The sequence below is a fragment of the Dactylosporangium sp. CA-139066 genome (assembly GCF_050936175.1).
GTDB lineage: Bacteria > Actinomycetota > Actinomycetes > Mycobacteriales > Micromonosporaceae > Dactylosporangium.
Genome location: NZ_JBNJNH010000001.1, coordinates 514,067 through 528,043 on the forward strand (window position 1 = coordinate 514,067; position 13,977 = coordinate 528,043).

Sequence of the window (13,977 nt, forward strand, 5' to 3'; positions counted from 1 at the left end):
TAAGTGCAGTCGGCGCGGTGGAGGTCAGTGTCTTGAGGATCGCCCTGGTCTCCGCGCAGGCGAACCCGCTCGTGCTGGGCGGCCCGGGCACGCGAGGGCGGCACACCCACGTGGCGGCCCTGTCCGGGGCGCTGGGCGGTCTGGGGCACGAGGTCGTGGTCTACGTGCGGCGCGAGGAGCCGGACGTCCCGGCCGAGGCGCCGTTCGCCCCCGGCGTCACCGTCGAGCGAGTGCCGGCCGGCCCCGAACGCCCGGTGCCCGCCGACGACCAGCTTCCCCTGATGGGCGAGTTCGGCCGCGCGCTCGCCGCCCGCTGGGCCGCCGGGGACGGCCCCGACGTCGTGCACGCCCACTACTGGCTCTCCGGTCTCGCCGCGCTCACCGCCACCGCCGAGGCCCGCCGCCCGGTCGTCGTCACGTACCACGGCCTGGCCGCCGTCGAGCGCCGCCACCTGCCCGTCGACCGCAACGCCGGCCCCGGCCCGCGGGCCGGCCTCGAGCGCCAGCTGGGCTCGCTCGCCGACCGGGTCGTCGCGCAGAGCGAGGACGAGGTCGCCGACCTCGGCCGCATGGGCGTGCGGCGCGCCGGCACCGTCATCGTGCCCTCCGGCGTCGACGTGGACCGGTTCACGCCGGGTGGCCCCACCGCCGACCACCGCCGCCCCGGCCTGCGCCGCATCCTCAGCGTCGGCCCGCTCGAGGAGCGCAAGGGCTTCACCGACCTCATCGAGGCGCTGCGCCGCGTGCCCGGCGCCGAGCTGGTCATCGTCGGCGGCCCCGACCCGGCGGAGGTCGACCGCGACCCCGGCGCCCGCCGCCTGCTGCAGGCCGCCGACCGCTTCGGCGTCGCCGACCGGCTGCGCATCGTCGGCGCGGTGACCCAGGACGAGCTCGCCGGCTGGTACCGCTCCGCCGACGTCCTGGCCTGCGCCCCGTGGTACGAGCCGTTCGGCCTCACGCCCCTGGAGGCGATGGCCTGCGGCGTCCCCGTCGTCGCGTACGCGACCGGCGGCATCGCCGAGAGCGTCATCGACAACGTCACCGGCGTGCTCGTCCCGCCGCGCGACACCCTCGCCATGGCCGGCGCCCTGCGCGGCCTGCTCGGCGACGAGGTGCGCCGGATGAGCTTCGCGAGCGCCGCCATCGACCGCGTCCGCTCCCGCTACACCTGGGACCGCACGGCCACCGAGCTCGAGCGCGTCTACCGGGCGGTCAGCGGCGGCGACGATTCCGCACCGGCCCCCGACGAGGCCGACGAGGACGAAGAGGCCCTCTCCGAGGTTTCCTGAACCCCGAAGAGCCGCGGCCACGGTACCCCGGGAGAGTCCCCACCTTCGTGTGCACACCTTGCCCGTGGCGTATGCGCCGCGGTACGTTGGTCTGACCGTATCAGCCGAACGGCCGATGGCTACTCAGCCGGTCGTCCACCGGCCGATGCCGGCGAATCCGGATGCCATCCGGACGGCCCCGGCGGATCGTCAAACAGCCGCGATCCCCGCCGTGGCCACGGGCCGGGCGCTCGAGACCAGGGCGCCGACCGGCCGACTCTCGCCCCGGGCCCCGCCGCGCCCGCACCCGATCGTGCGACCGCGCCGGATGGACCCGTGGCCGGCAGGCAGGGGGATCCCCTCATGACCGTCACCGCCCACTCCCGCACCGGCTCCCGCGTCCCGTCCGCCCGCGCGGGCGGCAAGGAGACCGAGGCCGCCGCCGAGGCGCTGCTCACGCTGCTGGCCGACCTTCCCGCCGGCAGCCCCGACCACGCCCGCGTCCGCGCCCGCCTCATCGAGCTGTACCTCCCGCTGGCCGAGTACCTGGCCCGCCGCTTCCGCAACCGCGGCGAGCCCCTCGACGACCTCACCCAGGTCGCCGGCGTCGGCCTGATCAAGTCCGTCGACGGCTACGACCGCTCCCGCGGCGCGGCCTTCACCAGCTACGCCATCCCGATGATCGTCGGCGAGCTCAAGCGCCACTTCCGCGACAAGGGCTGGGACGTCCGCGTCCCGCGCCGCCTGCAGGAGCTGCGCCTGGAGATCGGCAAGGTCGCCGGCCCCCTGGCCCAGGAGCTGGGCCGCTCCCCGACGGTCGCCGACCTGGCCGCCCGCCTCGACGTCTCCGAGGAGGAGATCATCGAGGGCCTGGAGTCGGGCCACGCGTACCGCGCCCTGTCCATCAACGCCCCCACGGGCGGCGAGGAGTCCGGTGCCGAGCTCGCCGACCTGCTCGGCGGCGAGGACCGCTCGCTGGAGGCGGTCGACGACCGCGAGTCCCTGCGCCCGCTGATCGCCCGGCTGCCGGCCCGCGAGCAGAAGATCATCGCGATGCGCTTCTTCGGCAACCTGACCCAGAGCCAGATCGCCGAACGCCTCGGCATCTCCCAGATGCACGTCTCCCGCCTGCTGGCCCGCGCCCTGACCTTCCTGCGCGGCGAACTGTCCGGCCGCCCGCTGTAGCCGTTCGCCGGCCGAACCGCCTTGGTCCACCGCGGTTCGGCCGGCACCGTTGTCGGCTTGTTCGACAAGTCGGGCGCTCCGCGCCGCGACTTGTCGGATTTATACCCTGACAGGCGATAAATACGGCGCCTCGGCCACGACCGGGATGCGCGCGGCAACGATCAGGCCAAGGACGCGCCGGGACGGGCGCGAACCCCGCGAGAGGCGGGACACGCGGCGGCCGTGCGCGACCACAGGGCATCGGCGAAACGCGCGAGCAGGCCGGGCGCGCGACCGCGGCGAAGGGACATGGAAACGCTCGGCATACCCGCGATCGAGGCGGGCGCGCCCGCGCGGCAAAGACCGGAGGCGACCCGCGAATCAGGCCGGCGCCAGCATCGGGGACATCGACAGCTGGTACACGTTGTACGCCTGCTTGATCACCGGGTGCGCCACGTTGCGGACCGGCACGCCGCCCGGGGTCGTGCCGCGCTCCGAGCCCGCATGCGCGTGCCCGTGCACCGCCAGGCCGACGCCGGGAACGGTGTCGATGGCCTGGGCCAGATGGTACGAGCCGAGAAAGGGGTAGATCTCCAGCGGCTCGCCCAGCAGCGTCTCCGGCACGGGGGAGTAGTGCGTCAGCGCGATCCGCACGTCGCAGTCCAATGCGGCCAGGGTCTCGCCGAAGCTGCCGGCCAGCTCGCGGCCGTGGCGGGTGAAGGCCTTCATCTCCGGCTCGCCGAACTCGCTGGCGCACGCGCCCGCGAAGCCGCCGCCGAAGCCCTTCGTGCCCGCGACGCCGACGCGCACGCCCGCGCAGTCCAGCACGGTGCCGGTGCACTCCAGGACGGTGAGGCCGGCGTCGCGCAGTACCGCCGAAACCTCATCCTGCTGATCGCTGTGGTAGTCGTGGTTGCCCAGGATCGCCACCACGGGCACGGCCAGGCCGCCGAACTCGCGGGCCACGCAGCGGGCCTCCTCGGGGGTACCGTGCCGGGTCAGGTCGCCGGCCAGCAGCAGCAGGTCGGCCTTGCCGCCCAGATGCTCCAGCGCCGGGCGGTACCGCCCGAGGACATCGGCGTCGAGGTGCACGTCCCCGACGGCCGCCACGCGGACGCCCGTCACAGTTCCTCCACCTCCTCGGGCTCGTGCACCCGCGTCAGCCCGATGTTGCAGTTCACCGGCAGGCCCGGGAACGCCTCCGCGACGACCTGGCAGATCAGGTCGCGGCGCTCGGCGCTCTCCACCTCGCCGACGAGCGCGATCCCGGACTCGGTGCGGACGAAGCGGATCCCCTGCTCGGTGATGCGCTCGTCCTCGGCGAGCAGATGCTGCAGCTCGCCCTCGATGTGCTGGTCGACGACCATCGTGATCCCCCCTAGACGGCCGCGGACAGGGCGCTGGCCTCCGCCAGCGACATGACGCCGAGCCGGTCGATCAAGAACAGGAAAGCATGGGCGTACGGCGAGTGGGCCGTTTCCCGGTACACCCGCGGCCAGTCGATCTGCTCCCGCAACGAGCGCGCCACCGGCAGCCCCCGGGCGTAGTCGCAGTAGTGGGCCGACCACGTCAGGACCTTGTGGATCATGAGCTCGGTTGCCGAGAGCACCGGCATGTGGCAGGCGTTGACGGCGATGACGTCCGTGTCGTGCAGCGTCGCGTCGGTGACCGGTCGCTGTACCGGGCAGAAGATGAGGTCGATGAGCAGGTCGCCGTGCTCGGTGACGTCCCACACCTTCACCAGCCAGCCCTCGGGCGGCACCTCGCCGCGGAACCCGGCCTCGGTGAGCGTCGCGATGACCCGCTCGGCGTCCTCGGCCTTGATGAGGAAGTCGATGTCGTGATCGACGGACTCGCCGCCGCGCGCGTACACAGCGAAGCTGCCCGCCAGGCAGAAGGGAATGCCCGCGTCCTTGAGGTGGTACGCGGCCTTCTTGAGCGTGGCGATCAGCGGCTGCCGGTCCTCGGAAACTGCCATGAATAGCGGCTTACCCGCGCGGTCATTCCGTCACACGCGCCGATTTCAGCAGCGCGCCGAGCTCGAGCAGCCGCGGCGGCGGGCACGCCTGGCTCAGCCGGGGGAAGATCTCGGTCTCCTCCTCCTGCATGTGCTGGCGTACCGCGTCGAACAGCGCCGCCGGCACGTCCCCGCCCCGGCAGCCGGCCGCGTCGCGGGCGATCGAGTCGTGCTCGGCCTGCTCGTATTCGACGATCTCCGGCCCGGCCGGCAGCCACTCGCGCAGCGCCGGGTGCAGGAACCGCTCCTCGGCCGCGGCGTGGCGGGCCAGCGCGTCCAGGGCCACCGCCAGCGCCGCGCGCCGCCGCTCGGGCGTCGGGGCCGTCTCGGCGTCGGCGAACAGTGACTCGAGCCGGCGGTGCTCGGCCACCAGGACGTCGATGAGATCCGCCGGCATGGAGCATGCCGTACCCAAACTGGGCGCCCCACTAACCAACCTCGTCGATATGGGCGGGTCGGCCTTCCGCGGGGCTTGGCACATGTGTTCGAATTACCGTTCATGGAGCGCAGAAAGCACTGGTGGAACGGCACCTGGGGCCGGCTGGCCCGCCGCGACGTGTACCTCTTCGAGGACGCCGGCATCTGGTGGGTCGAGTCGCGCGAGGGCGGCGCCGACGGGCGCAGCCGCCGCTACGAGTTCGGCGACGAGGACAGCGCCATGAACTGCGTCTCCGGCCTGCTCGCCCAGCCGGGCGTCTGGCGCGAGCTGCCCTGACGGCGAGGTTGTCCGGCGCGCCGGACGCAACGATTCGCCGCAATCAAGCAGCAACGAACAACGAACAACCGCGAACAAGCAGTGAATCGCAATGGTTCGCCGCCACGGGCGGCCGTAGGTTGTGACGCATGAGTCGTCGCTACCTCATGTGCCGCCCGACGTACTTCGCGGTGGACTATGCGATCAACCCGTGGATGGACCCGACCGCGCCGGTCGACACCGAGCGGGCCGTCGCGCAGTGGACGACCCTCTACGAGCTGTACCGCGAGCTCGGCCACACCGTCGAGCTCATCGACCCGGTGCCCGGCCTGCCCGACATGGTCTTCGCCGCCAACGGCGCCACGGTCGTGGACGGCAAGGTGTACGGCGCCCAGTTCCGCCACCCCGAGCGGGCCGACGAGGGCCCGGCCTACCTGGAGTGGTTCGCGCGCGCCGGCTTCGACGTGCACGCCGCGAAGAACGTCAACGAGGGCGAGGGCGACCTGCTGCTGGCCGGCCGGTTCATCCTCGCCGGCACCGGGCTGCGCACCGAGCACGCCGCGCACGCCGAGGTCCAGGAGCTCTTCGGCCGGCCCGTGATCACGCTGCAGCTGGTCGACCCGCGCTACTACCACCTCGACACCGCGCTGACGGTCCTGTCGCCCGACAACGTCGCCTACTACCCCGGGGCGTTCTCGCCGGGGAGCCGGGAAGTGCTCCGGCGCCTGTACCCCGACGCCGTGATCGCCACCGCCGACGACGCCGCCGTCCTGGGCCTCAACGCCGTCAGCGACGGCCACCGGGTCGTCCTGCCCGCCGCTGCCACCCGTCTGGCGGCCGCGCTAGCGTCGAACGGGTTCCAGCCGGTCCCGGTCGACGTGTCCGAACTGCACAAGGCCGGCGGCGGGCCGAAGTGCTGCACGTTGGAGGTCCGGGCATGACGAGCATCGCGAACCGTACGGCACCGGCGGTCGAGGAGGCCGAGCGGCACACGGCGCACAACTACCACCCGTTGCCGGTCGTCATCGCCGAGGCCGAGGGCGCCTGGGTCACCGACGTGGACGGCCGCCGGTACCTCGACTGCCTCGCCGGCTACTCCGCGCTGAACTTCGGACACCGCCACCCCGACCTGATCGCCGCCGCCCGCGAGCAGCTCGACCGCGTCACGCTGACCAGCCGGGCCTTCCTGCACGACCAGTTCGGCCCGTTCTGCGCCGACCTGGCCCGCCTCACCGGCAAGGACATGGTCCTGCCGATGAACAGCGGCGCCGAGGCCGTCGAGACGGCGATCAAGGTGTCGCGCAAGTGGGGGTACCAGGTCAAGGGCGTCCCGGACGGACGGGCCACGATCATCGTCGCGGACGGCAACTTCCACGGGCGCACCACGACCATCGTCAGCTTCTCCACCGACCCGGAGGCCCGCGCCGACTACGGCCCCTACACCCCCGGCTTCGTGGTCGTGCCCTACGGCGACGCCGACGCGCTCGCCGGTGCGATCGACGAGACCACGGTGGCGGTACTCCTGGAGCCGATCCAGGGCGAAGCCGGCGTGCTCGTCCCCCCGCGCGGCTACCTGCAGGCCGTCCGCGACCTGTGCACGGCCCGGGGCGTCCTGTTCGTCGCCGACGAGATCCAGTCCGGCCTCGGCCGCACCGGCGCCACGTTCGCGTGCGACGACGAGGGCGTGGTCCCCGACATGTACATCCTGGGCAAGGCCCTCGGCGGCGGCATCGTCCCCGTCTCCGCGGTCGCCGCGAACCGCGACATCCTCGGCGTGCTGCGCCCCGGCGAGCACGGCTCGACGTTCGGCGGCAACCCGCTCGCGTGCGCGGTCGCCCGCTCGGTCATCGCCCTGCTCGAGACGGGCGAGCCGCAGCGGCGCGCCCGCGAGGTCGGCGAGCACCTGCACCGCCGCCTCGGCGAGCTGGTCGGCCACGGCCTGACCGCCGTGCGCGGCCGCGGCCTGTGGGCCGGCATCGACATCGACCCGGCGCTGATGACCGGCCGCGAGGCGAGCGAGCGCCTGATGGCCCGCGGCGTGCTGGCCAAGGACACCCACGGCTCAACCCTGCGCCTGGCCCCGCCCCTGGTCGTCACCCGCGAGGAGATCGACGCCGCCGTGGACGCCCTGGCGGAGGTACTCGGAGCGTGACCGGATGTCGCGCAGCGTAATCGCCCACAAGGTCAATTTCCGGGCGCGTGGTACGGTGTGATGAGCGGAACGGCACCGGCCCCGAGGTACGTGACCTGCGAGAACGCCTTAGGTTGACGACCGGCGCCGGAGCCGGCTGAGCCAGCTCGGCCGCTGTTCGGGCACGCGCGGGACCTCCATCACCACGCGGTCGGGCGTGGCCGGCCGCACGGGCGGAACTGCGACCGGCAGCGCTTGCGTCCTCGCGACCGACGCGTGCGGAACAGCGACCGCCGGCGCGGGCAACGGCGGCACCGCAGCGGGCACGGCTCGCGGCCGGGGCAGCGGCGGGCGCGCCGGCGGGGCAGAATGGACAACCGGCGGGGTGCCATGGGCCACCGGCGGACCGGCGTGGGCCACTGGCGGGACACCGTGAGCCACGCGGGCACCGTCAGCCACCGAGGCGTCGTAAGGCACCGGACCACCGTGAGCGGCCGGCGGTGCGCCATCGGCCACCAGCGCGGCATGCCCAACGACCGGGCCACCGTGAGGGACCGACGGGCCGTTGTGGGTCACCAGCGGGACACCGGCAGCGACCGCGGCGCCGTGACCGGCCGGCGGGGCCCCGTGCGCGACCGGGCACCGGCCCTGCGGCGTGATGGGCGAACGCCCGCGCCGGGCGAGCTCGCGCGCCTCCGGATCGAGGTAGAAGTTCGGCCGCTGGTCCGCCTCGGCGTAGTACCGGTGGAACACGCCCGTCGCCGCGCCGCTCATCGGCGGGACGATCCACGACCAGTCGGCCGGCGTGGGGCGGCCGCAGCGCTCCTCGCTCGACACGTGGGCCAGGAACCGCTCCGACTCCGTGTGATGATCGCTGATCCGCGCGCCGGCCTGGTCGAACGAGTGCAGCACCGCGCGGTTCAGCTCGACCAGCGCGCGGTCCTTCCACAGCGAGCGCTCCGTGCTCGTGTCCAGGCCGAGGCGCGAGGCGACGAGCGGCAGCAGGTTGTAGCGGTCCGGGTCGGCGAAGTTGCGGGCGCCGATCTCCGTGCCCATGTACCAGCCGTTGAACGGCGCCAGCGGATAGTCCACGCCGCCGATCGTCAGGCGCATGTTGGAGATCGCGGGGATCGCGTGCCAGCGCAGGCCCAGCTCCGCGAACCACCGTAGCTCCGGGTGCTCGATCGGCACCTCCCAGACCGCGTCCTCCGGCAGCTCGTGCAGCGACACCGAGCCGTCCGGGGCCTCGATCGCCAGCGGCAGCACGTCGAACGCGTTGTCCGGCTTGCCGCGCCAGCCGTACTGCTGCAGCGTCTCCGTGAACTGCACGTACCGCGGATCGCCGACCACCGAGCCGTCCGGGCTGCGGTGACCCGCGTAGCGCACCAGCTGGTCGTTCCACAGCCTCGGCGCCGGGCGGCCCGGCACGTGCGGGGCGAACACCGAGATCACCGGGCGGATCACGTGCCGCTCCCGCTGGCCGGCCAGCCGCAGGTGCCGCACCAGCTCGTCGAAGATCTCGCCGGGCGCCGTCACCTTGCGCAGGTCCCGCACCACCAGGCTGCGCCAGTACAGCCGGCCGATGCACCGGCTCGCGTTGCGCCACGCGATCCGGGCGCCGAAGACGAGCTCGGCGTACGTGTGGGCGTACGTGCCGGTCTCGGCGATCTCGTCGCGGACGCGGGCCACCCGCTCCCGGCCGTCGCCCCCGCCCTGTTCGGCGTGGTAGAGGGCCAGGAAGTCCTCCGCCTCCGCCGGGTCCACGGGCGCGTGGGCATCCCACTGCGGCCCTGGCATGTCGCGGTATCCGGGCACGCTCACGCGGATCCTCCCAACGCACGAGGTCAAGGAGCACCCATCGTGTGGGGAGCGGTAACCGTCAGATCGCACAACGTGTGCGCATCACCGAAGCATCGGCCAAAGGCATCGGAAGAAAGCATCGGAAAAGGGCGCCGGACCGAGGTCCGGCGCCCTTCGCAGCGGCACGGGCTCAGCCCGAGGCCACCCTCCGCAGCCGGGCCAGGTACGTCTGGGCGACCACGACGAGCGCGATGAACGTCCCGCTGATCACCGTCTGCCAGGCCGACGTGACCGTGCCGATCTGGTTGATCAGGTTCTGGATCACCTGCAGCAGCAGCACACCGGCGATGGTGCCGCCGAGCGTGCCGGCGCCGCCCGTCAGCAGCGTGCCGCCGATGACCACCGCGGCGATCGCGTCGAGCTCCATGCCGGTGCCGAGCACCGTGACGCCGGAGCCGAGGCGGGCCGCGTTGATCGTCCCGGCCAGGCCCGCGAGCAGCCCCGAGAGGACGTACACGCGGATCTGCGTCGAACGGATCCGCACACCCATGAGGCGGGCGGCGTCCTCGCTGCCGCCGATGGCGTAGACGGACTGGCCGAAGCGGCTGCGGTACAGCAGCAGCATCCCCACCCCGAACAGCACCACGACGAGGTACACCGGATAGCCGATCCCGGCCAGCTCACCGGTCCCGAAGTGCTTGAAGGCGTCGGTCTTGACCAGGTACGTGTCCGCGCCCTCGCCGGACAGCGCGAGCATCAGGCCCCGCGCCCCGAGCAGCCCGGCGAGCGTGACAATGAAGGGCGCCAGCCGGGCGTACGCGATGATCGCCCCCTGCACGAGACCGAAGACCCCGCACACGGCCAGCGGCAGCGCGAACGCCGCCCAGGTGCCGTACTGCGACGCCCACGCCGCGAGCACCCCGCCGAGCACGTACAGCGACCCGACGGACAGGTCGATCCCGCCGCTGACGATCACGAACGTCATGCCGAGCGCGATGAGGGCCGGCGGCGCCGCCGAGATGAGCACGGTGCCGACGTTGTCGTAGGTGCGGAAGCTGTCGAACGAGACGACCCCGACGATGATGACGAGCGCCAGCACGGCGAGCGCGCCCTGCCGCTGCACCAGCTCGACGATGCGCTCGGTGCGCATCGAGGCGGCCTCGGCCCTTTCCACGGTCTCCGGGGCCGTGGTCACAACCTGACTCACCGGGTCCTCCGTTCGCGCGCCGCGTAGACCGCGACGAGGATGATGACGGCCTGCACCATCTGGGCCGTCGAGTCCCGCAGGTTGTTGGCGATCATCGTGGCGGTCAGCAGCTGCATGAGCAGCGCCCCGGCGACGGTGCCGAGGACCCGCACCTTGCCGCCGGTGAGCGGGGTGCCGCCGACGACGACCGCGGTGATCGCGGACAGCTCGATGAGCAGCCCGATCCGGGACGCGTCGGCCGAGCCGATCCGCGAGACCTGGATGATGCCGGCGACCGCGGCGAGCATGCCCGAGATGACGTACACGGTCACCAGGACCCGCCGCACCGGCACGCCGGCCAGCACCGCGGCCGGCCGGTTGTCGCCGATGGCCAGCAGCCGGCGGCCGAAGACGGTCCGGCGCACGACGAAGCCGACGATGAGCGACAGCACCGCGGCGATCCAGACCGTGTAGGGCACGTGCAGGAACGTGTCGGTGCCGATGGCCAGGAAGTCCTTGTCGCGGATGTCCTTGTACCGGCCGCTGGAGACGACCAGGGCGATGCCCCGCCCGGCGACCAGCATGGCGAGGGTCGCCACGATCGGCTGCAGGCCCACGAAGGCGACCAGCCCGCCGTTGATGAGGCCGATGACGAGGCCGCCGACGATCGCCAGGACGATCGCGGCGACGGGGCCGTAGCCGAGGTACAGCGGGATGATCGCCGCCCCGAGCGCCATCACCGAGCCGACCGACAGGTCGATGCCCTCGGTGCCGATGACCAGGGCCATGCCCAGCGCCACGATGACGACCGGGGTGACCTGCACCAGCTGGATGCGCAGGTTCGACCACTCGAGGAAGTTGTCCGTGTAGACGATGTTGAACAGCACCAGCACCAGCAGCGCCACGTACACGCCGTAGGCCGGCAGCAGCCGCCGCAGCCGCCCCGTGTCGAGGCCGCCGGCCTTCTCCACTGCAGGCGCGCTCATGACGCCGCCGTCGCGATCACGTTCATCAAGTGCTCCGTCGTCACCTCGTCGCCGCGGAGCATGCCCACCACGGCGCCATCTCGCAGTACCACCACGCGGTCGGAGCCCTCGATGAGCTCCTCGGCGTCGGAGGACACCAGCACCACCCCGAGGCCCTCGGCGGCGAGCTCGTCGATGAGCGCCTGGACCTCCGCCTTCGCGCCGACGTCGATGCCCCGCGTCGGCTCGTCCAGCAGCAGCACCTTGGGCTCGGTGGCCAGCAGCCGGGCCAGCAGCACCTTCTGCTGGTTGCCGCCGGACAGGTCGCCGACCCGCTGGTCGGGGCCGGACGCCTTGATCCGCAGCCGGGTCATGAAGGTCTGGACGATCGCGTCGATGCGCCGCTCCGAGACCACCCCGCCCCGGGACAGCCGCGGCAGCACCGCGAGCGCGATGTTCTCCCGCACCGACAGCCCGAGCGCGATGCCCTCGGCCTTGCGGTCCTCGGGCTGCACGGCGATGCCGGCCCGCAGCGCGCTGACCGGGGTCGGCCGGCGCAGCGGGCGGCCCTCGACCTCGACCCGGCCGCTGTCCAGCGGCAGCGCGCCGGCGACGGCCTTGATGGTCTCGCTGCGCCCGGCGCCGAGCAGGCCGCCGAGCCCGACGACCTCGCCGGGCTGGACCTCGAAGGTGACGCCCGCGAGGCGGTGCCGGCTGTTGAGGCCGGTCGCCTTCAGCACCGGGGTGCCGGTGGCGGCGTCGTGCTCGCCGGCGAAGCTGGTGAAGGAGCGCTCCGCCGAGACGGGCCGGCCCAGCATGTGCGAGACGAGCTGGACCCGCTCCAGGCCGGCGAGGGCGCCGGCGTGCACCAGCCTGCCGTCGCGCAGGATCGTCACGCGGTCGCAGATGCGGTACAGCTCGTCGAGGCGGTGGCTGACGTAGATGATCCCGACGCCGCGCTCGTGCAGCCGGTGGATGACGCCGAAGAGGGTCTCCACCTCGCGCGGCTCCAGCGACGAGGTCGGCTCGTCCATGACGACGACCTTGGCGTCGACCATGACGGCCCGGGCCAGCGCCACCATCTGCTGCGCACCGAGCGGCATCAGCCCCAGGGGGCGGCGCACGTCGGAGGTGATGCCGTAGCCGGCGAGGATCTCGGCCGCCTCGCGGTTCATCCGGCCGATGTCGACCAGCCCGAGGCGGTTGCGGGGCTCCCGGCCGAGGAAGAGGTTGCGCGCCACGCTCATCAGCGGGACGAGGTTGACCTCCTGGTAGATGGTCGAGATGCCGGCGGCCTGGGCGTCCAGCGGGCCGCCGAAGGAGACCGGCGCGCCCAGGTAGCGGACCTCGCCGGCGTCCGGGCGGTACACACCGGTGAGGACCTTGATCAGGGTCGACTTCCCGGCGCCGTTCTCGCCGACGAGGGCGTGCACCTCGCCGGTGCGCAGCGTGAACGAGACGTCGTCGAGCGCGCGCACGCCCGGGAACTGCTTGCTGACCCCGGTCACTTCGAGCAGGGGTTCGGACATGTTGCCTCTCTCCAAACCACGGATGGCCCAGGCCGGGAAGTGTCCGGCCTGGGCCATCCCCTGTAAAGGTCAGTAGGCCAGGCCCAGGTCCGACTGCGCGTTCGTCGAGTCGTACTCGCGGTCCTGGATGATGATGTTCTCCGGGATCGCCTCGCCGTCGAAGAACTTCTGGGCGGTCGAGAAGGCCAGCGGGCCGAAGCGCGGGTTCGACTCGATGACCGAGTAGATCCAGCCGTCGACGATGCCCTGCACGGCGCCCTTGGTGCCGTCGATCGTCACGATCTTGACGTCGCCCGCCTTCTTGCTGGCGCCCTTGAGGGCCGTGATGGCGCCGAGGGCCATCTCGTCGTTCTCGGCGTAGATGCCGTTGACGTTCGGGTTGGCCTGCAGCATCTGCTCGGCCGTCTTCTGGCCGTCCTCGCGGGAGAAGTTGCCGGTCTGCTCGAACACGATCTTGATGTTCGGGGCGACCTTCGCGATCTCGTCCTTGAAGCCGCTGGTCCGCAGCGTGGTCACGTTGTTGCCCGGCGCGCCCAGCAGGATCGACACGGTGCCGGTGTTGTTGAGGGCCTTGGCCATCTTGTCGGCGGCGCGCTTGCCCTGCTCCGCGAAGTCCGACCCGATGAAGGTCAGGTAGTTGGTGCAGCTCTTCGCGTTGATCTTCCGGTCGATGGTGACGATCGGGATGTGCTTGGCGTTGGCCTTGGCGAACACCGAGTCCCAGCCGTCGGAGTTCAGCGGGGCGATCACCAGCAGCTGCACGCCCTGGTCGATCAGGGTGCTGACGTCGGTGATCTGCTTGTCGAACTTCGAGTCGGCGTTGGTGGTCTTGAGGTTGGCGGCCGGGATGCCGAGCTTCGCCGCCTCGTCCTTGATCGACTGGGTCTCGGCGATGCGGAACGGGTTGGCCTCCTTCTCCGACTGGGAGAAGCCGACGACCGCCGTCTTGAGGTCGACCTTCGAGCCGCCGTACTGCGCCAGCGTGCAGCTCGCACCGGCGGTGTCGGCCGACTTCGTGGCCTGCGCCGCGGCGGAGGCGTTGGCCGTGGACGAGGCGCCGGTGTTGTCGTCCTCGGACTTCGCGCAGCCGGACATCAGCAGCGCCGCGGCGCTGAGCACGGCCAGAGCGGGCCGCCAACGGCCACGCATATCGATCATGGTGTGTCACTCCCTTGAGCGAGGGGTGGACTTGGGGTGTCTGTGCGCCACCTCATCGAGGCGTA

14 protein-coding genes are annotated in these 13,977 nt (G+C 72.3%); 5 read left to right on the forward strand and 9 right to left on the reverse strand.

Translation table 11 applies throughout. The features are described from left to right. Positions 1-32 precede the first annotated feature (32 nt). A complete protein-coding gene (locus tag ACQEVU_RS02420) occupies positions 33-1,289 on the forward strand; it encodes a glycosyltransferase (protein ID WP_433319828.1) in 1,257 nt (418 codons plus the stop codon). 342 nt (positions 1,290-1,631) lie between these two features. Further along, entirely contained in the window at positions 1,632-2,453 is an 822-nt protein-coding gene (locus tag ACQEVU_RS02425; RefSeq protein WP_433319831.1) for an RNA polymerase sigma factor SigF, read from the forward strand. A gap of 360 nt (positions 2,454-2,813) precedes the next feature. Here the strand turns inward: ACQEVU_RS02425 and ACQEVU_RS02430 are convergent, their stop codons facing one another. From ACQEVU_RS02430 to ACQEVU_RS02445, 4 genes are read right to left on the reverse strand one after another with little or no spacing between them, the layout of a single operon-like run. Continuing rightward, positions 2,814-3,557, reverse strand: a complete 744-nt coding sequence (locus ACQEVU_RS02430) for a metallophosphoesterase family protein (protein ID WP_433319834.1) — start codon at positions 3,555-3,557, stop codon at positions 2,814-2,816. Next, the gene (locus ACQEVU_RS02435; protein ID WP_433319837.1) at positions 3,554-3,799 is read right to left on the reverse strand and encodes a hypothetical protein; all 246 of its coding nucleotides are present in this window, start codon (positions 3,797-3,799) and stop codon (positions 3,554-3,556) included. The genes ACQEVU_RS02430 and ACQEVU_RS02435 overlap by 4 nt, the downstream gene beginning before the upstream one ends. Positions 3,800-3,810: 11 nt before the next feature. Beyond that, on the reverse strand, positions 3,811-4,410 hold the full coding sequence (locus ACQEVU_RS02440) for a nucleotidyltransferase family protein (RefSeq protein ID WP_433319840.1): 600 nt from the start codon (positions 4,408-4,410) through the stop codon (positions 3,811-3,813). A gap of 22 nt (positions 4,411-4,432) precedes the next feature. Further along, positions 4,433-4,846, reverse strand: coding sequence for a hemerythrin domain-containing protein (locus ACQEVU_RS02445; RefSeq protein WP_433319843.1), 414 nt, complete (start codon positions 4,844-4,846; stop codon positions 4,433-4,435). A gap of 102 nt (positions 4,847-4,948) precedes the next feature. Between ACQEVU_RS02445 and ACQEVU_RS02450 the strand changes: the two genes are divergently transcribed. The 3 genes from ACQEVU_RS02450 (at position 4,949) to rocD (ending at position 7,295) form a co-directional block, all read left to right on the forward strand. Continuing rightward, positions 4,949-5,164: a hypothetical protein gene (locus ACQEVU_RS02450; RefSeq protein ID WP_433319846.1), complete on the forward strand. Its 216-nt coding sequence runs from the start codon at positions 4,949-4,951 to the stop codon at positions 5,162-5,164. 128 nt (positions 5,165-5,292) lie between these two features. Continuing rightward, positions 5,293-6,084 (forward strand): dimethylargininase, encoded by a 792-nt coding sequence (gene ddaH, locus ACQEVU_RS02455; protein ID WP_433319849.1) that lies wholly within the window; start codon positions 5,293-5,295, stop codon positions 6,082-6,084. Further along, on the forward strand, positions 6,081-7,295 hold the full coding sequence (rocD, locus tag ACQEVU_RS02460) for an ornithine--oxo-acid transaminase (RefSeq protein WP_433319852.1): 1,215 nt from the start codon (positions 6,081-6,083) through the stop codon (positions 7,293-7,295). Before ddaH ends, rocD begins: the two co-directional genes overlap by 4 nt. A gap of 108 nt (positions 7,296-7,403) precedes the next feature. On the opposite strand, the gene ACQEVU_RS02465 is transcribed toward rocD, so the two are convergent. The 5 genes from ACQEVU_RS02465 to ACQEVU_RS02485 all read right to left on the reverse strand — a co-directional run bounded on the left by ACQEVU_RS02465 (position 7,404) and on the right by ACQEVU_RS02485 (position 13,903). Next, positions 7,404-9,095 (reverse strand): nitric oxide synthase oxygenase, encoded by a 1,692-nt coding sequence (locus ACQEVU_RS02465; RefSeq protein WP_433319855.1) that lies wholly within the window; start codon positions 9,093-9,095, stop codon positions 7,404-7,406. 169 nt (positions 9,096-9,264) lie between these two features. Then, positions 9,265-10,281, reverse strand: a complete 1,017-nt coding sequence (locus ACQEVU_RS02470) for an ABC transporter permease (RefSeq protein WP_433319858.1) — start codon at positions 10,279-10,281, stop codon at positions 9,265-9,267. After that, on the reverse strand, positions 10,278-11,246 hold the full coding sequence (locus ACQEVU_RS02475; RefSeq protein WP_433319861.1) for an ABC transporter permease: 969 nt from the start codon (positions 11,244-11,246) through the stop codon (positions 10,278-10,280). The genes ACQEVU_RS02470 and ACQEVU_RS02475 overlap by 4 nt, the downstream gene beginning before the upstream one ends. Beyond that, positions 11,243-12,754: a sugar ABC transporter ATP-binding protein gene (locus ACQEVU_RS02480; protein WP_433319864.1), complete on the reverse strand. Its 1,512-nt coding sequence runs from the start codon at positions 12,752-12,754 to the stop codon at positions 11,243-11,245. Before ACQEVU_RS02480 ends, ACQEVU_RS02475 begins: the two co-directional genes overlap by 4 nt. A 69-nt stretch (positions 12,755-12,823) precedes the next feature. After that, positions 12,824-13,903 (reverse strand): ABC transporter substrate-binding protein, encoded by a 1,080-nt coding sequence (locus ACQEVU_RS02485; protein WP_433319867.1) that lies wholly within the window; start codon positions 13,901-13,903, stop codon positions 12,824-12,826. Positions 13,904-13,977 lie beyond the last annotated feature (74 nt).

Excerpts from the sequence above, each read along its gene's own strand:
- ACQEVU_RS02480 (WP_433319864.1), bottom strand. The coding sequence starts at position 12,754 with ATGTCCGAACCCCTGCTCGAAGTGACCGGGGTCAGCAAGCAGTTCCCG.
- ACQEVU_RS02440 (WP_433319840.1), bottom strand. The coding sequence starts at position 4,410 with ATGGCAGTTTCCGAGGACCGGCAGCCGCTGATCGCCACGCTCAAGAAG.
- ACQEVU_RS02450 (WP_433319846.1), top strand. The coding sequence starts at position 4,949 with ATGGAGCGCAGAAAGCACTGGTGGAACGGCACCTGGGGCCGGCTGGCC.
- ACQEVU_RS02435 (WP_433319837.1), bottom strand. The coding sequence starts at position 3,799 with ATGGTCGTCGACCAGCACATCGAGGGCGAGCTGCAGCATCTGCTCGCC.
- rocD (WP_433319852.1), top strand. The coding sequence starts at position 6,081 with ATGACGAGCATCGCGAACCGTACGGCACCGGCGGTCGAGGAGGCCGAG.
- ACQEVU_RS02425 (WP_433319831.1), top strand. The coding sequence starts at position 1,632 with ATGACCGTCACCGCCCACTCCCGCACCGGCTCCCGCGTCCCGTCCGCC.
- ACQEVU_RS02445 (WP_433319843.1), bottom strand. The coding sequence starts at position 4,846 with ATGCCGGCGGATCTCATCGACGTCCTGGTGGCCGAGCACCGCCGGCTC.
- ACQEVU_RS02485 (WP_433319867.1), bottom strand. The coding sequence starts at position 13,903 with ATGCGTGGCCGTTGGCGGCCCGCTCTGGCCGTGCTCAGCGCCGCGGCG.
- ddaH (WP_433319849.1), top strand. The coding sequence starts at position 5,293 with ATGAGTCGTCGCTACCTCATGTGCCGCCCGACGTACTTCGCGGTGGAC.
- ACQEVU_RS02475 (WP_433319861.1), bottom strand. The coding sequence starts at position 11,246 with ATGAGCGCGCCTGCAGTGGAGAAGGCCGGCGGCCTCGACACGGGGCGG.